Origin of the sequence: Variovorax sp. LjRoot130 (genome assembly GCF_964253755.1) — a bacterium.
Lineage (GTDB): Bacteria > Pseudomonadota > Gammaproteobacteria > Burkholderiales > Burkholderiaceae_C > Variovorax.
The window spans coordinates 2,593,211-2,613,266 of sequence record NZ_CAXURM020000001.1; the positions used below are offsets into that span (position 1 = coordinate 2,593,211).

Below are 20,056 nucleotides of genomic sequence, written 5' to 3' on the forward strand. Positions count from 1 at the left end.
CCGGACAGTAAACTCGCTACCTGCTTTGAAAACACGAGATAGCGAGATAGAAAGCCATGGCCGGACACAGCAAATGGGCGAACATTCAGCACAGGAAGGGCCGGCAGGACGAGAAGCGCGGCAAGCTCTGGACCCGTGCGATCCGTGAAATCATGGTCGCGGCACGCGCCGGCGGCGGCGATCTGAGCGGCAATCCGCGGCTCAGGCTGGCGGTCGAGAAGGCCAAGGCGGTCAACCTGCCGGCCGACACCGTCAAGCGCAACATCGACAAGGCCACCGGCAACCTCGAAGGCGTCAACTACGAGGAAATCCGCTACGAGGGCTACGGCATCGGCGGCGCCGCGATCATCGTCGACACCATGACCGACAACCGCGTGCGCACCGTCGCCGAGGTGCGCCATGCCTTCTCCAAGCACGGCGGCAACATGGGCACCGAAGGCTCGGTCGCCTTCCAGTTCAAGCACTGCGGCCAGTTCGTCTTTGCGCCCGGCACCAGCGAGGACAAGGTGATGGAAGTGGCGCTCGAAGCGGGCGCGGAGGACGTGGTGACCGACGACGACGGCGCCATCGAGGTGCTGACCGCAGTCGGCGACTTCGAGACGGTCAAGAACGCGCTCGAGACGGCAGGCCTCAAGCCGGAGGTGGCCGAAGTCACGATGCGGGCCGAGAACACCATCGAGCTCACGGGCGAGGACGCCGCGAAGATGCAGAAGCTGCTCGACGTGCTCGAGGACCTGGACGACGTGCAGGATGTCTACCACAACGCAGCGCTCTCCGAATGAGGAAAGCGCCAATGAAAGCCTGCGAATGAAGGTACTGGTGATTGGGGGAGGGGGCCGCGAGCACGCGCTGGCGTGGCGGCTGGCGCAGGCCGCTCGGGTCAGCCGGGTCTATGTGGCGCCGGGCAACGGCGGTACGCGCGCGGATTCGCGCTACGAGTGCATCGATATTTCCGAGCCCGCCGCATTGCGGGCCTGGGCGCTGAAGAAAAAAATCGCATTGACCGTGGTCGGCCCCGAAGCGCCGCTGGCGGCCGGCGTGGTCGACGAATTCCGCGCGCACGGCCTGCGCATCTTCGGGCCCACCAAGGCGGCGGCGCAGCTGGAGAGCTCCAAGGCTTTTTCCAAGGCCTTCATGAAGCGCCACAAGATCCCGACGGCCGAGTACGAGGCCTTCACCGATGCCGCTGAGGCCCACGCCTACGTGGATGCCAAGGGCGCGCCGATCGTGGTCAAGGCCGACGGCCTGGCCGCCGGCAAGGGCGTGGTGGTGGCGATGACGCTCGAGGAAGCGCACGAGGCCATCGACTTCATGCTGGTCGACAACAAGCTCGGCATTTCGCACAACGAGGGTGGTGCGCGCGTCGTCATCGAGGAGTTCCTGCAAGGCGAGGAGGCCAGCTTCATCGTGCTGTGCGACGGCCGCAACGTGACCGCGCTGGCCACAAGCCAGGACCACAAGCGCCTGCAGGACGACGACCAGGGCCCCAACACCGGCGGCATGGGCGCCTATTCGCCGGCGCCGGTGGTCACGGCCGAGGTGCATGCGCGCGCCATGCGCGAGATCATCCTGCCGACCATCCGCGGCATGGAAAAAGACGGCATCCCCTTCACCGGTTTCCTCTACGCGGGTCTCATGATCGATGCCGCGGGCCATCCGAAGACGCTCGAATTCAACTGCCGCATGGGCGACCCCGAGACCCAGCCGATCATGATGCGGCTCAAGTCCGACCTGTTCGAGGTGTTCTGGCACGCCACCGACGGCACGCTTGACCAGATCGAGCTCGACTGGGACCGCCGCGTCGCGCTCGGCGTGGTGATGGCGGCCCACGGCTATCCGCTTTCGCCGCGCAAGGGCGACCGCATCACGGGCATTCCGCCCGAAGCGCCCGATGCAGTGGTGTTCCATGCCGGCACCACGCTCGAGAACGGCGAACTCAAGTCCAGCGGCGGGCGCGTGCTCTGTGTGACCGTGCTGGCCGACAGCGTCAAGCAGGCGCAGCAACGCGCCTATGCGGTCGCGGCGCGCATCCATTTCGACGGCGCGCAATACCGCAAGGACATCGGGCACCGCGCCGTCCACGCGCGCGGTTCGCAAGGCTGATGCGCGAGGATCCACAAGCGGTCGGCGACTACCTGCTGGGTCTGCAGCAACGCATCGTGGCCGCGCTCGAAGCGGCCGATGGCGGTACCTGCGTTCGCGACGAGTGGAAGAAGGAACCGGGCGAGCCGCTGCAGGGCAGCGGCCTGACCTGCATCCTCGAAGACGGCCTGCTGTTCGAGCGCGCCGGCTGCGGCTTCTCGCAGGTACGCGGCCCCAAGCTGCCGCCCTCGGCTACGCAGCACCGGCCGGAGCTCGCCGGCGCGCCTTTCGAGGCGATGGGCGTGTCGCTGGTGTTCCATCCGCGCAACCCCTATGTGCCGACCGTGCACATGAACGTGCGCATGCTGGCCGCGCTGCCGGCAGACGGCGAGCCGGTGTGCTGGTTCGGCGGCGGCATGGACCTCACGCCGTACTACGGTTTCGAAGACGATGCGGTGCATTTCCACCGCACTTGCCGCGACGCGCTGGCGCCCTTCGGCGAGGACAAGTACCCGCGCTTCAAGACCTGGTGCGACGAGTATTTCTTCTTGAAGCACCGCAACGAGCAGCGCGGCATCGGCGGCATCTTCTTCGACGATTTCGCCGAGCTCGGTTTCGAGCAGAGTTTTGCGATGCTGCGCGCGGTCGGCGATGCCTTTCTTCCGGCCTACCTGCCGATCGTCGAGCGGCGCCGCGACATGGCTCACGGCGAGCGCGAACGCGCGTTCCAGCTCTATCGCCGCGGCCGCTACGTCGAGTTCAACCTGGTCTGGGACCGGGGCACGCACTTCGGCCTGCAGTCGGGTGGCCGCACCGAGTCGATCCTGCTGTCGATGCCGCCGCTGGCGAGCTGGGCCTATCGCCGGCAGCCGGAGCCCGGCACGCCCGAGGCCGCGCTCTACAGCGACTTCATCGTGCGACGCGAATGGCTCTGACCGCGCCCCGCGTCGGTGTCTTCGGCGGCGCCTTCGATCCGCCGCACAACGCGCATGTCGCATTGGTCGAGGCCGCGCTGGCGCAGCTGAACCTGGCCGAACTGCGCATCTTCCCGACCGGCGACGCCTGGCACAAGCAGCGGGCGCTGAGTGCGGCCGAGCATCGGCTCGCGATGGCGCGGCTGGCCTTTGGCGGATTCGAGCGCACGGTGGTCGATGCGCGCGAAACGCTGCGCGCGGGGCCCACCTACACCCTCGACACCCTGCGCGAACTGCAGCAGGAGCAGCCCGCCGCCCAGCTGGTGCTGATCATGGGTGCCGACCAGGCCGCTTCGTTGCCGCGATGGCACGGTTGGCAGGAGATTCTGGCTATTGCTATCGTTTCCGTAGCGTATCGCGCAGGCGCCACGGGCTCTGCCGATCCTGTTGGCCCTAGAATCCTGCCTCCCCTCCCGTCCGGTGCGCGCGTCGAAACCCTCGAACTCGCGCCGATGGACATCAGCGCGACCGACATCCGGACCCGCGCTGCGACGCGCGTCGACTTTTCTCGTCTGGTTCCGCCGGCGGTTGCACGCTATATTGACCAACACCATCTCTATCGATCCGCCTGATGAACACTGAAGCCGCCGCCAAGAAAGACACCCAAAAACTCCAGAGAGCCATCATCGACGGCCTCGAGGACGTCAAGGCGCAGGACATCCAGGTATTCGACACCGAGCATCTCTCTCCGCTTTTCGAGCGCGTGATCGTCGCCTCGGGCACCTCCAACCGCCAGACCAAGGCGCTCGCCGCCAGCGTGCGCGATGCGGTGAAGGACGCCGGCTTCGGCAAGCCGCGCGTGGAGGGCGAGGACAACGGCGAATGGATCATCGTGGATTGCGGCGCCGCGGTCGCGCACATCATGCAGCCGGCGATCCGGCAGTACTACCACCTCGAAGAGATCTGGGGCGACAAGCCGGTGCGCACCAAGCTGGGCGCTTCGAAGCCCGCAGCCCCCGCCAGGGCGAGCGAGGAAAAGGCGCCCGCGGCCAAGAACAGCACCTCGCTGCGCCGTTCCAGCGCAGCCAAGACCGCGATCCGCGCGGCCGAACAGGCCGCCAAGCCGAAGAAGCCCGCGGCCAAGAAGACGGCCGCCCGGAAGGCGCCGGTCAAGACCATGGTTGTGAACAAGGCGCCCGCGAAAAAGGCCGCAGCCTCGAAGAAGGCCGCACCGGTGGCGAAGAAGGCGCCGCGCAAGACCGCTTCGTCCCGGTCATGAAGCTGCTGGTGGTCGCAGTCGGGCAGCGCATGCCCGACTGGGCACAGACCGCCTGGGACGACTACGCCAAGCGTTTTCCGCCCGAACTCAAGCTCGAACTGCGTGCGGTCAAGACCGAGCCGCGCGGCTCCAAGACGCTCGAAACGCTCTATGCGGCCGAGCGCGAGCGCATCGAGGCCGCGATCGCCAAGGGCATGCGCATCGTGGTGCTGGACGAGCGCGGCACCGCGCTCACCACCAAGGCGCTCGCTGCCCGGTTGCAGGCCTGGCAAGGCGAGGGTGACGACGTCGCGCTGGTGATCGGCGGCCCCGACGGGCTGGATCCCGCCTTCAAGGCCGCCGCGCACGAACGCATCCGCCTGTCGGACCTGACCTTGCCGCATGCGATGGCGCGCGTGCTGCTGGTCGAGCAGCTCTACCGTGCCTGGTCGGTCAATGCAGGACATCCTTATCACCGCGAATGAACCCGTCTTTCATCTATCTTGCGTCGCAAAGTCCGCGGCGCGCGCAACTGCTGGGACTGCTCGGCGTACACCACGAACTGCTGCTGGCCGGGCCGGATGAAGACACCGAGGCGCTGGAGCACGAGCTGCCGGGCGAATCGCCGACGGCCTATGTGCAGCGGGTCACCGCGCTCAAGCTCGATGCGGCCGTGGCGCGGCACAAGCGGCTGGACCTGCCGCCGGCGCCCGTGCTTTGCGCCGACACCACCGTGGCCCTGGGCCGCGCCATCCTGGCCAAGCCGGAGGGCGCGCGGGATGCCGAGCGCATGCTCGCGCTGCTGTCCGGGCGCACCCACCGCGTGCTGACGGCGATCGCGCTGCAGCACGGCAGGCGCCGGCATGCGGCGCTCAGCGTGTCGCGCGTGCGCTTTGCCGCCGTCGCCAAGTCGCGGATCGCCGACTACGTCGCCACCGGCGAACCGATGGGCAAGGCCGGCGCCTATGCGATCCAGGGGCGGGCCGCGGCTTTCGTCGAACACATCAGCGGCTCGCATTCGGGCATCATGGGCCTCCCGATGTTCGAGACGGCACAGCTGCTGCGCCGGGCCGGCTTTAGGCTCTAAAAACATGCAAGACATCCTGATCAACTGGTCCCCTCAGGAGACCCGTGTCGCCCTGGTCGAACATGGCGCCGTCCAGGAGCTGCACGTGGAGCGCACGCTCGAACGCGGGCTGGTCGGCAACATCTACCTCGGCAAGGTCTCGCGCGTGCTGCCGGGCATGCAGTCGGCCTTCATCGACATCGGGCTCGACCGCACGGCCTTCCTGCATGTGGCCGACATCGTGGCGCCTTTCACGCCCGGTTCGCGGCCGAGCGCGCCGCAGCCAGAGCGCGACGGCCGCAACGGCGGCGCCGTGGTGCCGATCGAGAGGCAGGTGTTCGAAGGGCAGTCGCTGCTGGTGCAGGTGATCAAGGACCCGATCGGCACCAAGGGCGCGCGGCTGTCGACCCAGATCAGCATCGCCGGCCGGCTGCTCGTCTTCCTGCCGCAGGACAACCATGTCGGCGTCTCGCAGAAGATTCCGCCGGACCTGCGCGATGCCTTGCGCACGCGCATGCAGGTGCTGATCGAGGCCGCCGCTGCGGCCGACAGCGGCGGCGTGGTGCCCGCGAACACCGGCGGCTTCATCCTGCGCACCAACGGCGAGGATTCGAGCGATGCCGAGCTGGCCGAAGACATCGCCTACCTGCGCAAGACCTGGTCGCGCATCCGCGAGCTCTCGTCGCGCATGCCGCCCATGTCGCTGCTGCACCAGGACCTGAGCCTGCTGCAGCGCGTGCTGCGCGACATGACCAGCGAGGACACGCAGACTATTCGCATCGACTCGCGCGAGCAGTTCGACCTACTCCTCAAGTTCGGGCTCGAATTCATGCCGCAGGCGGCCGGCAAGCTGCAGCTCTACAAGGGCGAGCGGCCGATCTTCGACCTCTATTCGATCGACGAGGAAATTGCCAAGGCATTGGGCCGCCGCGTCGACCTGAAGTCCGGCGGCTACCTCGTGGTGGACCAGACCGAGGCGCTCACCACCGTCGACGTGAACACCGGCGGCTTCGTCGGCGCGCGCAACTTCGACGACACCATCTTCAAGACCAACCTCGAGGCCGCGCAGGCCATCGCGCGGCAGCTGCGGCTGCGCAACCTGGGCGGGATCATCATCGTCGACTTCATCGACATGGCGCGCGACGACCATCGTGAGCAGGTGCTGGCCGAGTTTCGCAAGCAACTCGCGCGCGACCGCGTCAAGACCACGGCCGGCGGCTTCTCGCAGTTGGGCCTGGTCGAGATGACGCGCAAGCGCACGCGCGAATCGTTGGCCCACATGCTCTGCGAACCCTGCCTGGCCTGCAACGGGCAGGGCATCGTGAAGACCGCGCGCAGCGTGGCCTACGACGTGCTGCGCGAGATCCTGCGCGAAGCGCGCCAGTTCACGCCGCGCGAGTTCCGCATCGTGTCGTCGCCGCAGGTGATCGAGCTTTTTCTCGATGAGGAGAGCCAGCACCTGGCGGGCCTCAGCGATTTCATCGGCAAGCCGATCTCGCTGCAGGCGGAGCCGGCGATGGGGCAGGGGCAGTACGACATCGTGCTGCTCTAGCCGGCCGCGCTAGAGCGTCGGGTCTTGGCCGGCAGTTGCGCTGCGTACTGCATGCGTCTGCAGCCGCGCATAGAGTCCTTCCAGCGCCATCAGCTGCGCATGGCTGCCTTGCTCGGCGATGCGGCCATGCTCCATCACGATGATGCGGTCGGCATGCTGGATGGTCGAGAGCCGGTGCGCGACGATCAGGGTGGTGCGGTTCTGCATCAGCCGCTGCAGCGCTTCCTGCACCAGCCGCTCGGATTCGGTGTCGAGGGCCGAGGTGGCCTCGTCGAGCAGCAGCACCGGTGCGTCCTTGTAGAGTGCGCGTGCGATCGCGAGCCGCTGCCGCTGTCCGCCCGAGAGCTGCGTCGCGTTGTGGCCGAGCACGGTGTCGATGCCCTGCGGCAGGCTCTGGACGTGCACGGCCAGGTTCGCGGCCGCCACGCAGGCGAGCACGCGTTCGCGGTCGACCGCGGCGCCGAGCGCCACGTTGGCCGCCAGCGTGTCGTTGAGCATGATCACGTCCTGGCTGACCATCGCGAACTGCGCGCGCAGGCTTTTCAGCTTCCACTCGGCAACGTCGTGGCCGTCCAGCAGCACCTGGCCGGCACTCGGCAGCACGAAGCGCGGCAGCAGGTTGACCAGCGTGGTCTTGCCCGATCCCGAGGGGCCGACAAAGGCCACCACCTCGCCGGGCGCGATCGAAAGGCTCACGCCGTCGAGCGCCCGGGCCTCGTCCTCTCCGCGGTAGTTGACCCGCACCGCGCGCAGCTCGATGCGGCCTTCGGCCCGCGGCGTCTCGAAGCGGCCCTGTGACTCGGATGCGACGCTGTCGATCAAGGCCAGGCCGCGCTCGAGCGCCGCGAGCCCGCGCGTGATCGGGCCGGCGATGTCGGCGAGGCGGCGGATCGGCGCGATCAACATCAGCATCGCCGTGATGTAGGCGACGAAGCCGCCCACCGTCAGGCCCTGCTCGCCGCTTTGCCAGAGGGCGATCATCACGACCACCGACAGCGCGACGGCAGCCACGATCTGGGTCAGCGGCGTCATTGCGGCCGAGGCGATGGTGGACTTCACGGCCAGGCGATTCAGGCTGTGGCTGAGGCGGTCGAAGCGCTCGGTCTGGCTGGCCTCCGCGTTGTGCAAGCGCACCATGCGGTGCGCGAGCACGTTCTCCTCCACCACGTAGGCCAGCTCGTCGGTGGCCTGCTGGCCGAGTTGCGTGAGGCGATAGAGGCGCTTCGAGAACACCTTCATGATCCAGGCCACGCCGGGCGCCAGCACGCCGACGATCAAGGTCAGCTTCCAGTTCAGGTAGATCAGGTAGGCCAGGAGCGCAATGAGCGTGAAGCCGTCGCGCGACAGGCCCAGGAGCGCCTGCACCAGCAGCATGGCGCCGGTCTGGACCTCGTAGACCACGGTGTTCGACAGCGCGCTCGCCGACTGGCGCGAGAAGAGGGCGAGCTCGGCCGCAAGCAACCTTTCGAACATCACGCGTCGCAGCCGCTGCATGCCTTCGTTGGCGATGCGTGCCAGCGCGTACTGCGAGACGAACTGCGCGAGGCCGCGCACCGCGAAGAGCAGGATGATGGCCGCCGGTACCATCCAGAGCGCAAGTTGTCCGCGCGTGAAGCCGCGGTCGAGCAGCGGCTTGAGCAGCGCGGGCATCAGGGGCTCGGTCAAGGCGGCGACGAGGGCCGTGGCGAGCCCGAGCGCCCACCAGCGGCGCGAGCCTCCGAACCAGGTCATGAGTCGCGCAAGCCGGCGCGTGAGAGGAGGGCGCGCGGACTCGGCGTCGGGGGAAGGCTGCATGGCGGCGCATTCTACGGTTGCGTACGATCGGCCCCCGCTGTAGGACCACGCCTGCACATACACGTTTTGTGACCTTGCGTGCATCGCCTTGTGTACCATGTGGCCTCGTTTCGTCCGGGCATGAAACTTAAATCCCGGAAACCTCTCCGAACTGCATGAAAAAGCCGTTGCAAGAATTCTCCCCAACCCCTTCTTCATCGTTCTCCGTCCGCCGCACACTGATCGCGGCATTGGCTGCCTCCCCCGTACTTCCCGTGCTCGCCCAGTTCAGGGTCGAGGTGTCGGGCGTCGGATTGACGCAGCTGCCGATCGCGCTTGCGCCTTTCAAGGGCGAAGACGCATCGCCGCAGAAGCCCGCGGCCATCGTCCAGGCCGACCTCGAACGCAGCGGCCAGTTCCGCGGCGTCGACGCCTCGGGCCAGTCGCTCGACGAGACCTCGCGTCCCGACCTGAGCCTGTGGCGGCAACGCACGGCCGATTCGCTGGTCGTGGGCAGCGTGACGCGGCTCGCAGACGGCCGTTACGACGTGCGCTTCCGCCTCTGGGACGTGGTGCGCGGACAAGACCTCGGCGGCCAGAGCTACACCGTGCCGCAAGGCGATCTGCGCCTGGCCTCGCACCGCATCGCGGACTATGTCTACGAAAAGCTTACAGGCGAGAAAGGCATCTTCTCGACCCGCATCGCCTACGTGACCAAGGGCGGCACCCGCTACAACCTGTGGGTCGCCGATGCCGACGGCGAGAACGCGCAGGCCGCGCTCGCCAGCCCCGAGCCGATCATCTCGCCGGTCTGGTCGTCCAACGGCGCGCAGCTCGCCTACGTGTCCTTCGAATCGCGCAAGCCGGTGGTGTACGTGCACAGCGTCGCCAACGGCCAGCGGCGGCTGGTGGCCAACTTCAAGGGCTCCAACAGTGCGCCGGCCTGGTCGCCCGACGGCAGCACGCTGGCCGTCACGCTGAGCCGCGACGGCGGTTCGCAGCTCTACACCATCTCGTCGAACGGCGGCGAACCGCGCCGGCTCACGCAGAGCAACAGCATCGACACCGAGCCGGTGTACTCCGCCGACGGCGGCACCATCTACTTCGTGAGCGATCGCGGCGGCGCACCCCAGATCTACAAGATGGGCGCCAACGGCGGCAACCCGACACGCGTGACCTTCAGCGGCACCTACAACATTTCTCCGTCGGTCAGCGGCGATGGCCGGTGGTTGGCCTACATCTCGCGGGTGGGCGGTGCCTTCAAACTCCATGTGATGGAACTGGCGACGGGCAACGTGACGGCGCTCACCGACACCACGGCCGACGAGAATCCCAGTTTCGCCCCGAACAGCAAGCTGATCGTCTATGCCACCCGGCTGCAAGGCCGCGAAGCGCTGATGACAACAACACTCGACGGAAAAATAAAAGCTCGACTGGCAGGACAGGCGGGAGACATCCGGGAACCGGACTGGGGTCCGTTTCAAAAGCAATGATTAACTTGAGGAGTTCGAAATGTTGAAACGTACGATTTATTCGCTGGCCATCGTGGCGCTGATCGCCGGTTGCTCGTCCGGGACCAAGGTGAGCGACACGCCGGTGGTGGACCGCTCAGGCACCGCCGGGGGGGCCGGCGGAACGGCCAGCGGCGTCGCGCCGGTCAGCATCGACCCGCGCGCGCAGACCGCACAGGGCCCGGTCGGCGTGGCACGGATCGTTTATTTCGACTTCGACAGCTACACGATCAAGCCCGAGTTCCAGTCGCTGATCGATGGCCATGCCCGCTTCCTGAAGGCCAACCCGCAGCGTCGCATCTCGATCGAAGGCCACACCGACGAGCGCGGCGGCCGCGAATACAACCTGGCGCTGGGCCAGAAGCGCTCCGAAGCCGTGCGCCGTTCGCTCGGCCTCCTGGGCGTGCCGGACAGCCAGATCGAGGCCGTGAGCTTCGGCAAGGAAAAGCCGGCGGCGCCGGGCAGCACTGAAGACGCCTGGGCGCAGAACCGCCGCGCCGAGATCACCTACCGTTGATGATGCGACGAGTTTCCTTGCGTAGCGCGGCACTCGTTGCCGCCTTGTTGTGTGCCTCGCTGGGCGCACAGGCCGCGCTGTTCGAGGACGACGAGGCGCGCCGCGCGATCCTCGACTTGCGCCAGCGTGTCGAGGCCATGCGCCAGCAGGCCGAGCAGCGCCAGAACGACGAGAACGCGCAGCTGCGGCGCAGCCTGCTCGACCTGCAGACGCAGATCGAGCAGATGCGCGGCGATCTCCAGCGCATGACGGGCCAGAACGAGCAGCTCACGCGCACGATCACGGAGCTGCAGCAGCGCCAGGCCGAGATCGACGACCGGCTCAAGAAGAACGAGCCGTCGAAGGTCGCGGTCGACGGCCGCGAGTTCACGGCCGACCCGAAAGAGAAGGCCGACTTCGATGCGGCGCTGGGCATCTTCCGCGGCGGCCAGTTCGCGCAAGCGCAGACGGCCTTTGCCGAGTTCGTGAAGCGCTATCCGCAGAGCGGCTACAACGCCTCGGCGCTGTTCTGGCTCGGCAACGCGCAGTACGCCACGCGCAACTACAACGAGGCCATCGCCAATTTCAGGTCGATGCTCTCGCTGGCGCCCGATCACGCGAAGGCGCCCGAGGCGGTGCTGTCGATCGCGAACTGCCAGATCGAGCTGAAGGACACGCGCGCGGCACGCCGTACGCTCGAAGACCTGACCAAGGCCTATCCGCAGTCCGAAGCCGCGCAGGCCGGGCGTGAGCGCCTCTCGCGGCTCCGGTAAACCGGGGTAGCGGCTTGAACGCAATGTCTCCCGTCGTCACCCTGGACGACGCCGATCTGGCCCGCCGCTTCGGCGGGCTCGAGCGGCTCTATGGCGTGCCGGGTGCGGGCCGCATCCGCGATGCCCATGTGCTGGTCGCCGGCATCGGCGGCGTCGGCTCCTGGGCGGTCGAGGCACTGGCGCGCAGCGGCGTCGGACGGCTCACGCTGATCGACCTCGACCACATCGCCGAATCGAACATCAACCGGCAGATCCATGCGCTCGACACCACCGTGGGCCAGGCCAAGGTCGAAGCCATGCGCGAGCGCATCGCGCACATTCATCCCGCCTGCGAGGTGCTGGCGATCGACGAGTTCGTCGAACCCGGCAACTGGCAGGAGCTGCTGGCGAGCGCGCAGGCGGCGAACGGACCCGTGGCCGCCGTCGTCGATGCCTGCGACCAGGTGCGTGCCAAGCTGGCCATGGCGGCCTGGGCCCGCGAGACCGGCACCGGCTTCATCACCGTGGGTGCGGCCGGCGGCAAGCGCCTGGCCCACAAGGTCGACATCGACGACCTCGCGCTGGTCACCCACGATCCGCTGCTTGCGCAACTGCGCCAGCGCCTGCGCAAGGAGCACGGCGCGCCGCGCGAGGGCCGCAAGATCGGTGTGAGTTGCGTCTTCAGCCGCGAAAGCGTGGCGCCGCCCGACGCTTCCTGTGCGATCGAGGAGGGAGATGGCTCCCTCAACTGCCACGGCTACGGTTCGGTGGTGAGCGTGACGGCCACTTTCGGGCAATGTGCAGCGGGCTGGGTTCTGGACCGGATCTCGCGCAACGCCACGCTATAATTGTGGGCTTTGCCGGCCTCGACGCCGGCACCAAGAAAAACAAAGAGTGGGACGTTAGCTCAGTTGGTAGAGCAGCGGACTTTTAATCCGTTGGTCACAAGTTCGAATCTTGTACGTCCTACCACCAAGCCGCTCTGTTGCTGGAACCGGCGCTATTGCTTTTATAGCGCTGTTCCGCGATTCCTGAAGTTGTTCCGCAACTTGGCATAGAGGGCGCACCCTTTCATGAGCATGAAGGACGCACGTCCCGAATCCCTCGAGGCTCTCGCAGAACTTCAGCGCGCTCGCACTTGACAGCGCGGAGGATCTCAGTCACCCGGCTCTTTACGCAGCCATTTGTTGACGAACAAGTCCGGTAGGACCCTCAAGATGAACATACCAACGCCACCGAAACCCACCCTGACGGAACCGGTCCTGCAGTCTCCTTCGACCGTGTATGTGGATCAGATCGCGCAAATTGCCGTCGGACCGTTTGTCTCCAAGCTCATTTTCGGGGCCGAGGCTCGATCTGGTGAGGTGCCGAAGCCGGTTCAAACCATCGTGATGCCTACCCCAGCGCTGCTGCAGCTTCATCAGCAACTCGGCAGCCTTATTGAAGACCGGCAGATCATGGAGACCATATCGAAGAACGTCTTGAAGTTCGCGGACGCGTTGCAAAAGCCGGTCAAATAAGAAAGGCCCGCATGCCTGTTGACTTGCGGACCTCTTCGGGAAGCGAATTGCGGAACAGTTCTTAGGCTAAGCGCTTGATTTCCTTGGGAACTTCAGGGGTTCAGGCCGCCTCGTTGCCGCCCAGCGCCGGGTGAGTGCTCGAGATCGCTGAAACGATGCCGACGGCGCTCGCACGCAGCAGCTCCTGCCGCAAGGCCGCCTCCAACTGACGGCGCGCCGTGTCCGGGCGGTCGTGGTCGTACTCTTCATCCAGCTCGCAGTGCAAGTAGTAGTCGACCCGGGCCATGAGTCGCTCTATCGATGTTGCGAGGTCTGTCTCATTCATCTTTCGATCTCCCACCGTGGTCCCTGTTTGGCCTTTGGGGCTTGCCCCTAAATCGGTCGGGGGCTCTCCGTTGCTTTGGGCGCATTATCACCCGTCAGCACGATTGCGCCGGATTCTGCGGCGTGTTAGTCCAACTCCCTGTGGGGGCAAAGGCACGCCCCCTTTCAGTGCAAGCGGAGGCGATTCCATGTCTGGCGGATGCGGGACGAGGCTGCCGGCTCTTCAGCCCGCGGCGCGCCTTCGGGTGGCGGGAGCAGGTGCCGGACCGATTGCGCCACCTGCACGCACTCCTTGATGTGCAGCTCGCCCAACGTGCGCAGGGCGGCGTAGCCCAGCGCGGCCGAGACGACCTGGCCCGCGATGGGCACGTACTTGGTGGCCTGCTTCGCGGTCAGGCGGATGCCGGCGTGGCGGGCCAGCTTGATCAGCAATTCGCGGGTCACGAGCTTGCCCACCAGCAGGGCGCCGACGGCGGCGGCCGCTTGTTGCACGCGCTCGCGCTGATGGGGCGCCAGGCGCTGGATCTGGGTCGCCGAGAGGCCGAATTCCGCACTGATCTGGGGCACCACCCGCGAGAGCAGTGCCGCGTCGGCGGCCCAATCGACGCCGGGAAGCGGCACCGCGCTCGCGGCGGCAGCGATCAGCGCCTTGCGGCCGAGCAGGCGCCGGCTGCGCCGGATCGCCGCGATCAGCTGCGGATCACCCTGAGCGAGTTCGATGGCCGACGGCATATTCGGCGCAGCCTATCACGCCAGCTCAGGCCGCGAGCGCCTCGAGCCGGTCCGACAGCGCCAGCCAGCGCTCCTCGAGCTGTCCGATCTCGTCGTTCAGCGTCTTCAAGCGCTTGCCGGCTTCGGCGATCTCAGGCGCGGGCAGCGGATTCGCCAGCCGCGCTTCGAGCGAGGCCTTTTCGGTGCCGGCGGCGGCGAGCCGCTCGTCGATCTGCGCCAGCTCGCGCTTGATCGGCTTCGCCTGCTCGCTGCGCTGCTGGCGGTCCTGGGCCGCCGCCTGGGGAGAGGGTGCGGCCTTTTCGACGACGGCAGCAGCCTCGCGCGTCGCCAACTTGGCCTCTTCGCGCAGGCGCTTGGCCTCGTCCAGCAGGTAGCGCTGGTAGTCGTCGAGGTCGCCGTCGAAATCGGTCACCACGCCGCGGCCGACCAGCCAGAACTCGTCGCAGACCGAGCGCAGCAGCGCCCGGTCGTGGCTCACCAGCATCAGCGTGCCTTCGAACTCGTTGAGCGCCACGGCCAGGGCCTCGCGGGTGGCCAGGTCCAGGTGGTTGGTCGGCTCGTCGAGCAGCAGCAGATTGGGCCGCTGCCAGACCATCATCGCCAGCACCAAGCGCGCCTTCTCGCCGCCGCTCATGGTGCCGACCGCCTGTTTCACCATGTCGCCGCTGAAATTGAAGCTGCCCAGGTAGCCGCGCAGGTCCTGTTCGCCGGTGCGCTCCTTGACGCTCGAGCCAAGCTCGCGTGCCATGCGCACCATGTGTTCGAGCGGCGTGTCCTGCGGGCGCAGCACGTCGAGCTCCTGCTGCGCGAAGTAGCCGATGTTGAGGCCCTTGCCCTCGGTCACCGTGCCGGCGAGCGCACCCATTTCGCGCGCGATGGTCTTGACCAGGGTCGACTTGCCCTGGCCGTTGGCGCCCAGGATGCCGATGCGCTGGCCGGCCAGCACCGAGCGGTTGACGCCGCGCAGGATGGTCTTGGGCGGCTCGTCCTCAATCAGGTACCCAAAGCTCGCATCGCTGATCGAGAGCATCGGGTTCGGGATGTTCCCTGGCTCCTTGAACTCGAAGCTGAAGTCGGCCTCGGCCAGCAGCGGCGCGACCTTTTCCATGCGCTCCAGCGCCTTGACGCGGCTTTGGGCCTGCTTGGCCTTGCTGGCCTTGGCCTTGAAGCGGTCGATGAACTTCTGCAGATGGGCGATCTTGTCCTGCTGCTTGGCGAAGGCGGACTGCTGCAGCTCCATCTGCTGGGCACGCAAGGTCTCGAAGGCGCTGTAGTTGCCGCCGTAGCGCGTGAGCTTGGCGTGCTCGATGTGCAGCGTCACGTCGGTCACGGCGTCGAGGAACTCGCGGTCGTGGCTGATCACGATCATCGTGCCGGCGTACTTCTGCAGCCAGGCTTCGAGCCAGACCAGGGCGTCCAGGTCCAGGTGGTTGGTCGGCTCGTCGAGCAGCAGCAGGTCGCTTGGGCACATCAGCGCGCGGGCCAGCTGCAGGCGCATGCGCCAGCCGCCGGAGAAGCTGTTGACCGGCTGGTCGAGCTCGTGCGCCTTGAAGCCGAGGCCGAGGATCAGCGCCTGTGCGCGCGGCACGGCATCGTGCTCGCCGGCGTCGGCCAGGTCGGTATAGGCATGCGCCAGGTCCATGCCGATGTCGTGATCGTCGGGGTTGGCTGCATGGGCGGCTTCGATGACGGCGAGGGCTTCGCGCAACTCGGTGAGCCGCGTGTCGCCGCCGACCACGAAGTCGGTGGCGGACTCGTCGGTCTCGGGCATGTTCTGCGCGACCTGCGCCAGGCGCCACTGCTTTGGGGAGGCGAAGTCGCCGCCGTCCTCGTGCAGCGTGCCGTTGAACAGCGCGAACAAGGTGGACTTGCCGGCGCCGTTGCGCCCCACCAGCCCGACCTTCTCGCCGGGGTTGATGGTGACGCTGGCGCCGTCGAGCAGCACTTTGGCGCTGCGGCGCAGGATGACGTTTTTGAGAGTGATCATTGAAGAAGTGATTCGCGCGGGACCAGCAATACCTGGTCTTCGCCCGCGCTGGTGGCGAGCCACACCACTTCGAGCTGCGGGAACGCTGCCTCGAAGTGCGAGCGCTCGTTGCCGATTTCAAGCACCAGCACGGCGGATTCGCTCATGCGCGCCGGTGCGTCGGCGAAAAGCCGGCGGATGAAGTCCATGCCGTCGGCGCCGCCGGCCAGCGCGAGTTCGGGCTCGGCGCGGTATTCGGCGGGAAGCCCGGCCATGCTTTTCGCATTGACGTAGGGCGGGTTGCAAAGAATCAGGTCGTAGGGGCCGCGCACCTTTGCGAGGCCATCGGATTCGACGAGCGTGATGCGCGCATCGAGCTGGTGGCGCGTGACGTTGATGGCCGCCACTTCGAGCGCCGCGGTCGACAGGTCGGCCGCGTCGACGCTGATTTCCGGATAGGTCATCGCCGCCAGCACCGCGAGGCTGCCGTTGCCGGTGCACAGGTCCAGCACGCGCCGGGTGTGTTCGCCGAGCCAGGGATCGATGCTGCCATCGGCCAGCAGCTCCGCGATGAAGCTGCGCGGCACGATGGCGCGTTCGTCGATGTAGAAGGGCACGCCTTGCAGCCAGGCCTCCTTGGTCAGATAAGCCGCGGGCTTGCGCGTCGCGATCCGTTGCGCCAGCACGTCGGCCACCCGCGCTGCATCCGCCGGCGCGACCGCGCGATCGGCGACCGCATCCAGGTCGTCCAGCGGCAGGCCCAGGCGCCACAGCACCAGCCAGGCGGCTTCGTCGAAGGCGTTGGTGGTGCCGTGGCCGAAGGCCACGCCCGCATCGGCCAGCTGCGTGGCGCCGGCCTCGATCAATTCGATGACGCTGCTCATACGCCTTGCAGCGTTTCGAGCCGGTCCAGCGTGCGCTTGTAAATGTTCTTGAGCTGCTCGATCTCGGCGACGGTGATGTGCTCGTCGATCTTGTGGATGCTCGCGTTGACGGGGCCTAGTTCGACCACCTGCTTGCAGATCTTGGCGATGAATCGCGCATCGCTGGTGCCGCCGCTGGTCGACAGCTCGGTCTCGATGCCGGTCTCGTCGCGGATGGCCTGCTGCACCGCGCCGACCAGTTCGCCCGGCGTGGTCAGGAAGGGCAGGCCGCCGATGGTCCAGGCCAGCGTGTAGTCGAGGCCGTGCGTATCGAGCACGGCCCGCACGCGCTGTTGCAGCGATTCGGGCGTCGATTCGGTCGAGAAGCGGAAATTGAAATCGATCACCGCCGCGCCGGGAATGATGTTGCTGGCGCCGGTGCCGGCGTGGATGTTGCTGATCTGCCAGCTGGTCGGCTGGAAATAGGCATTGGCAGCGGCGTCCCAACCCCCGGCCGCGTTGATCGCGACCAGTTCGGCCAGCGCCGGCGCAAAGGCGTGGACCGGGTTCTTCGCCAGATGCGGATAGGCGATGTGTCCTTGCACGCCCTTGACGGTGAGCTTGCCGCTCATCGTGCCGCGCCGGCCGTTCTTGATCATGTCGCCGCAGCGCTCGACCGCGGTCGGCTCGCCGACGATGCAGTAGTCGATGCGCTCGCCGCGCGCGGCCAGCGTGCTGCAGACCACCACGGTGCCATCGAGCGCCGGCCCTTCCTCGTCACTGGTGAGCAGCAGGGCGAGCGTGAGGCGCGGATCGGGCGTCGTGGCCAGGAAGTCCTCGATCGCGACGACGAAGGCCGCCAGCGAGGTCTTCATGTCGCAGGCGCCGCGGCCGTAGAGCTTGCCGTCGCGGTGCGTGGGCGTGAACGGATGGCTGCTCCACTGCTCGAGCGGGCCGGTGGGCACCACGTCGGTGTGGCCGGCGAAGGCCACGGTGCGCGTGGCCTGCGGCCCGGCAGCGCCGGGGCGCACGGCCCAGAGGTTGGTCACGCGAAAGTCGGCCGGGCCGCTTTCGATGCTTTCGAGCCGGAAGCCGAGCCGCGCCAGCCGCTCGCCGAGGATCTGCTGGCAGCCCGCATCGTCTGGGGTGACCGAGGGGCGGGAGATCAGTTGTTCGGCGAGTTGCAGCGTTCGGGACATTGAAAGAGAAAAGGGCTAGTGACGGACGTCGAGCGTGATGTCCGTGAAGGTGGGTTCGTCGACCTGGTCGAGCAGCGCGCGGTCTTCGCGGCGTGCCGCCGGCGCGGCGCGGTTCTGCAGGCGCCACATCAGGTTGGTCGGGGAGTCGGCTTGCGCGAGGCCTTCCTCGCGGGTGATGAAGCCGTCGGTGATCAACCGGGCGATGTCTTCTTCGAAGGTCTGCGAGCCTTCGGCCATCGACTGCTCCATCGCTTCCTTGACGCCCGAGAAGTCGCCCTTGCCGATGAGCTCGGCCACCAGCGCCGTGTTAAGCAGCACTTCGAGCGCCGGCATGCGGGCGCCGTCGGGCGTGCGCAGCAGGCGCTGCGCGACGATCGCGCGCAAGGCGCCGCCGAGATCGCCCAGCAGCGTGGCGCGCACCTCGACCGGGTAGAAGCTCAGGATGCGGTTGAGCGCGCGGTAGCTGTTGTTGGCATGCAGCGTGGCCACGCACAGGTGGCCCGACTGGGCGTAGGCGATTGCGGCCGTCATGGTCTCGCGATCGCGGATCTCGCCGATCTGGATCACGTCCGGCGCCTGGCGCAGCGCGTTCTTGAGCGCGATCTGCAGCGACTGCGTGTCGCTGCCGACGTCGCGCTGGTTCACCATCGACTTCTTGTTGGTGAAGGTGAACTCGATCGGCTCTTCGACCGTCAGGATGTGGCCGGTCGCGTTCTCGTTGCGGAAGTCGAGCATCGAGGCGAGCGTGGTGCTTTTGCCGGCGCCGGTGGAGCCCACCATCAGGATCAGGCCGCGCTTCTCCATCACCAGCGTCTTCAGGATCTCGGGCAGGTTCAGCTCGGCGAAGGACGGGATGACCGAGGCGATGTGCCGCACCACCACCGCATAGCTGCCGCGCTGGCGCATGGCGCTGATGCGGAAGTTGCCCGCGTCCTCGAGCGCGATCGCCGTGTTGAGCTCGCCGGTGCGTTCGAGTTCGGCGATGCGCTCCGCATTCACCACCTCGGAGAGCAGGGCGAGCGGCGCCTCCGGCGGCAGCACCTGCGCATTGATGGGCAGGCAGTTGCCGTTGATGCGGATCAGCGCCGGGGAGTGCGCCGAGAGGTAGATGTCGGACGCCTTGCGTTCGGCCATCAGGCGAAGAATTCGCTCCATCGTCTTCATCGGCATTTCTCCTCGGCGTTGTGTTGTTGGTTAAGAACGAAGTGTTCAGTCGCGCAGCAGGTCGTTGAGCGAAGTCTTGGCGCGGGTTTGCGCGTCCACTCGCTTCACGATGATCGCAGCGTACAGGCTGTACTTGCCGTTGTCCTTGGGCAGCGTGCCGCTGATGACCACCGAGCCTGCCGGCACGCGGCCGTAAGTCACTTCGCCGGTCGCGCGGTCGTAGATCGGCGTGCTCTGGCCGATGTACACGCCCATCGACAGCACCGAGTTCTCTTCGACCACCACGCCTTCGACCACTTCGGAGCGCGCGCCGATGAAGCAGTTGTCCTCGATGATGGTCGGGCCGGCCTGCAGCGGCTCCAGCACGCCGCCGATGCCGACGCCGCCCGAGAGGTGCACGTTGGCGCCGATCTGGGCGCAGGAGCCGACCGTGGCCCAGGTGTCGACCATGGTGCCTTCACCGACGTAGGCGCCGATGTTCACGTAGGAGGGCATCAGGATCGCGCCCTTGGCGATGTAGCTGCCGCGGCGCGCCACCGCCGGCGGCACGATGCGCACGCCGGCTTCCTTCAGCTCGCCGGCCGAGAGGTGCGAGAACTTGGTCGGCACCTTGTCGTAGAAGCCGAGCGAGCCGGCCTGCATCTGCTCGTTGTCCTTGAGGCGGAAGGACAGCAGCACGGCCTTCTTGATCCACTGGTGCACCGTCCACTGGCCCACGGCCTCGCGGGTGGCGACGCGCAGCTTGCCGTTGTTGAGCTCGGCGATCACATGCTCGACCGCATCGCGAACTTCCTTCGGGGCGCTGGTGGCGGAGATGTTGGCGCGGTCTTCCCACGCGGCGTCGATGGTCTGCTGGAGTTGTTGGGTCATGTGGAATCGATGAA

Annotated in this window: 21 protein-coding genes and 1 tRNA gene; 14 read left to right on the top strand and 8 right to left on the bottom strand. The window is 67.1% G+C overall.

Translation table 11 applies throughout. The annotated features are described in order from the left end of the window. The first annotated feature begins 56 nt into the window (after nt 1-56). The 8 genes from ACSQ86_RS12990 to rng are packed head-to-tail and all read left to right on the top strand — an operon-like array spanning nt 57 to nt 6,872. Entirely contained in the window at nt 57-782 is a 726-nt protein-coding gene (locus tag ACSQ86_RS12990; protein WP_436303915.1) for a YebC/PmpR family DNA-binding transcriptional regulator, read from the top strand. A gap of 25 nt (nt 783-807) precedes the next feature. Continuing rightward, a complete protein-coding gene (gene purD, locus ACSQ86_RS12995; RefSeq protein WP_436290488.1) occupies nt 808-2,103 on the top strand; it encodes a phosphoribosylamine--glycine ligase in 1,296 nt (431 codons plus the stop codon). Beyond that, complete coding sequence (gene hemF / locus ACSQ86_RS13000; RefSeq protein WP_436303916.1) at nt 2,103-3,017, top strand: oxygen-dependent coproporphyrinogen oxidase; 915 nt, start codon at nt 2,103-2,105, stop codon at nt 3,015-3,017. The genes purD and hemF overlap by 1 nt, the downstream gene beginning before the upstream one ends. After that, nucleotides 3,008-3,628, top strand: coding sequence for a nicotinate (nicotinamide) nucleotide adenylyltransferase (nadD, locus tag ACSQ86_RS13005; RefSeq protein ID WP_436303917.1), 621 nt, complete (start codon nt 3,008-3,010; stop codon nt 3,626-3,628). Before hemF ends, nadD begins: the two co-directional genes overlap by 10 nt. Next, nucleotides 3,628-4,275 (top strand): ribosome silencing factor, encoded by a 648-nt coding sequence (rsfS, locus tag ACSQ86_RS13010; protein WP_436303918.1) that lies wholly within the window; start codon nt 3,628-3,630, stop codon nt 4,273-4,275. The genes nadD and rsfS overlap by 1 nt, the downstream gene beginning before the upstream one ends. Then, complete coding sequence (rlmH, locus tag ACSQ86_RS13015; protein WP_093107651.1) at nt 4,272-4,739, top strand: 23S rRNA (pseudouridine(1915)-N(3))-methyltransferase RlmH; 468 nt, start codon at nt 4,272-4,274, stop codon at nt 4,737-4,739. Before rsfS ends, rlmH begins: the two co-directional genes overlap by 4 nt. Next, nucleotides 4,736-5,341 (top strand): Maf family protein, encoded by a 606-nt coding sequence (locus tag ACSQ86_RS13020; protein WP_093107649.1) that lies wholly within the window; start codon nt 4,736-4,738, stop codon nt 5,339-5,341. The genes rlmH and ACSQ86_RS13020 overlap by 4 nt, the downstream gene beginning before the upstream one ends. 4 nt (nt 5,342-5,345) lie before the next feature. Further along, nucleotides 5,346-6,872 (top strand): ribonuclease G, encoded by a 1,527-nt coding sequence (gene rng / locus ACSQ86_RS13025; protein ID WP_436303919.1) that lies wholly within the window; start codon nt 5,346-5,348, stop codon nt 6,870-6,872. A gap of 9 nt (nt 6,873-6,881) precedes the next feature. Here the strand turns inward: rng and msbA are convergent, their stop codons facing one another. Continuing rightward, nucleotides 6,882-8,666, bottom strand: coding sequence for a lipid A export permease/ATP-binding protein MsbA (msbA, locus tag ACSQ86_RS13030; protein ID WP_093107645.1), 1,785 nt, complete (start codon nt 8,664-8,666; stop codon nt 6,882-6,884). A 155-nt stretch (nt 8,667-8,821) separates the two neighbouring features. Between msbA and tolB the strand changes: the two genes are divergently transcribed. From tolB to ACSQ86_RS13060, 6 genes are all read left to right on the top strand, one after another. Next, the gene (tolB, locus tag ACSQ86_RS13035; RefSeq protein ID WP_170855609.1) at nt 8,822-10,138 is read left to right on the top strand and encodes a Tol-Pal system beta propeller repeat protein TolB; all 1,317 of its coding nucleotides are present in this window, start codon (nt 8,822-8,824) and stop codon (nt 10,136-10,138) included. Nucleotides 10,139-10,157: 19 nt separating this feature from the next. After that, on the top strand, nt 10,158-10,673 hold the full coding sequence (gene pal / locus ACSQ86_RS13040; protein ID WP_093107643.1) for a peptidoglycan-associated lipoprotein Pal: 516 nt from the start codon (nt 10,158-10,160) through the stop codon (nt 10,671-10,673). A 2-nt stretch (nt 10,674-10,675) separates the two neighbouring features. Next, nucleotides 10,676-11,425: a tol-pal system protein YbgF gene (ybgF, locus tag ACSQ86_RS13045; RefSeq protein ID WP_436303920.1), complete on the top strand. Its 750-nt coding sequence runs from the start codon at nt 10,676-10,678 to the stop codon at nt 11,423-11,425. 23 nt (nt 11,426-11,448) lie between these two features. Beyond that, nucleotides 11,449-12,252 carry a tRNA threonylcarbamoyladenosine dehydratase gene (locus ACSQ86_RS13050; protein WP_436308928.1) on the top strand — a complete coding sequence of 268 codons (804 nt, stop codon included), beginning with the start codon at nt 11,449-11,451 and terminating at the stop codon, nt 12,250-12,252. Between the two features lie 48 nt (nt 12,253-12,300). Beyond that, nucleotides 12,301-12,376, top strand: a tRNA-Lys gene (locus tag ACSQ86_RS13055). A gap of 245 nt (nt 12,377-12,621) precedes the next feature. Continuing rightward, nucleotides 12,622-12,924, top strand: a complete 303-nt coding sequence (locus ACSQ86_RS13060; RefSeq protein ID WP_139191694.1) for a hypothetical protein — start codon at nt 12,622-12,624, stop codon at nt 12,922-12,924. A 100-nt stretch (nt 12,925-13,024) separates the two neighbouring features. On the opposite strand, the gene ACSQ86_RS13065 is transcribed toward ACSQ86_RS13060, so the two are convergent. The 7 genes from ACSQ86_RS13065 to dapD form a co-directional block, all read right to left on the bottom strand. Then, on the bottom strand, nt 13,025-13,249 hold the full coding sequence (locus ACSQ86_RS13065) for a hypothetical protein (RefSeq protein ID WP_436303922.1): 225 nt from the start codon (nt 13,247-13,249) through the stop codon (nt 13,025-13,027). 164 nt (nt 13,250-13,413) lie between these two features. After that, the gene (locus ACSQ86_RS13070) at nt 13,414-13,980 is read right to left on the bottom strand and encodes a hypothetical protein (protein WP_093107633.1); all 567 of its coding nucleotides are present in this window, start codon (nt 13,978-13,980) and stop codon (nt 13,414-13,416) included. Between the two features lie 25 nt (nt 13,981-14,005). After that, on the bottom strand, nt 14,006-15,967 hold the full coding sequence (locus ACSQ86_RS13075) for an ABC-F family ATP-binding cassette domain-containing protein (RefSeq protein ID WP_436308929.1): 1,962 nt from the start codon (nt 15,965-15,967) through the stop codon (nt 14,006-14,008). Beyond that, nucleotides 15,964-16,830 carry a 50S ribosomal protein L3 N(5)-glutamine methyltransferase gene (gene prmB, locus ACSQ86_RS13080; RefSeq protein ID WP_093107629.1) on the bottom strand — a complete coding sequence of 289 codons (867 nt, stop codon included), beginning with the start codon at nt 16,828-16,830 and terminating at the stop codon, nt 15,964-15,966. The genes ACSQ86_RS13075 and prmB overlap by 4 nt, the downstream gene beginning before the upstream one ends. Further along, nucleotides 16,827-18,008, bottom strand: a complete 1,182-nt coding sequence (gene dapE, locus ACSQ86_RS13085; protein ID WP_436303924.1) for a succinyl-diaminopimelate desuccinylase — start codon at nt 18,006-18,008, stop codon at nt 16,827-16,829. Before dapE ends, prmB begins: the two co-directional genes overlap by 4 nt. Nucleotides 18,009-18,023: 15 nt before the next feature. Next, nucleotides 18,024-19,172, bottom strand: coding sequence for a PilT/PilU family type 4a pilus ATPase (locus tag ACSQ86_RS13090; protein WP_093107625.1), 1,149 nt, complete (start codon nt 19,170-19,172; stop codon nt 18,024-18,026). A 45-nt stretch (nt 19,173-19,217) separates the two neighbouring features. Further along, a complete protein-coding gene (gene dapD / locus ACSQ86_RS13095; RefSeq protein ID WP_093107623.1) occupies nt 19,218-20,042 on the bottom strand; it encodes a 2,3,4,5-tetrahydropyridine-2,6-dicarboxylate N-succinyltransferase in 825 nt (274 codons plus the stop codon). Between the last annotated feature and the right edge of the window lie 14 nt (nt 20,043-20,056).

Coding starts and splice junctions, on each gene's coding strand:
- purD (WP_436290488.1), top strand. CDS start 808: ATGAAGGTACTGGTGATTGGGGGAGGGGGCCGCGAGCACGCGCTGGCG.
- prmB (WP_093107629.1), bottom strand. CDS start 16,830: ATGAGCAGCGTCATCGAATTGATCGAGGCCGGCGCCACGCAGCTGGCC.
- pal (WP_093107643.1), top strand. CDS start 10,158: ATGTTGAAACGTACGATTTATTCGCTGGCCATCGTGGCGCTGATCGCC.
- ybgF (WP_436303920.1), top strand. CDS start 10,676: ATGCGACGAGTTTCCTTGCGTAGCGCGGCACTCGTTGCCGCCTTGTTG.
- dapD (WP_093107623.1), bottom strand. CDS start 20,042: ATGACCCAACAACTCCAGCAGACCATCGACGCCGCGTGGGAAGACCGC.
- ACSQ86_RS13050 (WP_436308928.1), top strand. CDS start 11,449: ATGTCTCCCGTCGTCACCCTGGACGACGCCGATCTGGCCCGCCGCTTC.
- rlmH (WP_093107651.1), top strand. CDS start 4,272: ATGAAGCTGCTGGTGGTCGCAGTCGGGCAGCGCATGCCCGACTGGGCA.
- dapE (WP_436303924.1), bottom strand. CDS start 18,008: ATGTCCCGAACGCTGCAACTCGCCGAACAACTGATCTCCCGCCCCTCG.
- tolB (WP_170855609.1), top strand. CDS start 8,822: ATGAAAAAGCCGTTGCAAGAATTCTCCCCAACCCCTTCTTCATCGTTC.
- ACSQ86_RS13065 (WP_436303922.1), bottom strand. CDS start 13,249: ATGAATGAGACAGACCTCGCAACATCGATAGAGCGACTCATGGCCCGG.
- msbA (WP_093107645.1), bottom strand. CDS start 8,666: ATGCAGCCTTCCCCCGACGCCGAGTCCGCGCGCCCTCCTCTCACGCGC.
- ACSQ86_RS13090 (WP_093107625.1), bottom strand. CDS start 19,172: ATGAAGACGATGGAGCGAATTCTTCGCCTGATGGCCGAACGCAAGGCG.
- hemF (WP_436303916.1), top strand. CDS start 2,103: ATGCGCGAGGATCCACAAGCGGTCGGCGACTACCTGCTGGGTCTGCAG.
- ACSQ86_RS12990 (WP_436303915.1), top strand. CDS start 57: ATGGCCGGACACAGCAAATGGGCGAACATTCAGCACAGGAAGGGCCGG.
- nadD (WP_436303917.1), top strand. CDS start 3,008: ATGGCTCTGACCGCGCCCCGCGTCGGTGTCTTCGGCGGCGCCTTCGAT.
- rsfS (WP_436303918.1), top strand. CDS start 3,628: ATGAACACTGAAGCCGCCGCCAAGAAAGACACCCAAAAACTCCAGAGA.
- rng (WP_436303919.1), top strand. CDS start 5,346: ATGCAAGACATCCTGATCAACTGGTCCCCTCAGGAGACCCGTGTCGCC.
- ACSQ86_RS13020 (WP_093107649.1), top strand. CDS start 4,736: ATGAACCCGTCTTTCATCTATCTTGCGTCGCAAAGTCCGCGGCGCGCG.
- ACSQ86_RS13070 (WP_093107633.1), bottom strand. CDS start 13,980: ATGCCGTCGGCCATCGAACTCGCTCAGGGTGATCCGCAGCTGATCGCG.
- ACSQ86_RS13075 (WP_436308929.1), bottom strand. CDS start 15,967: ATGATCACTCTCAAAAACGTCATCCTGCGCCGCAGCGCCAAAGTGCTG.
- ACSQ86_RS13060 (WP_139191694.1), top strand. CDS start 12,622: ATGAACATACCAACGCCACCGAAACCCACCCTGACGGAACCGGTCCTG.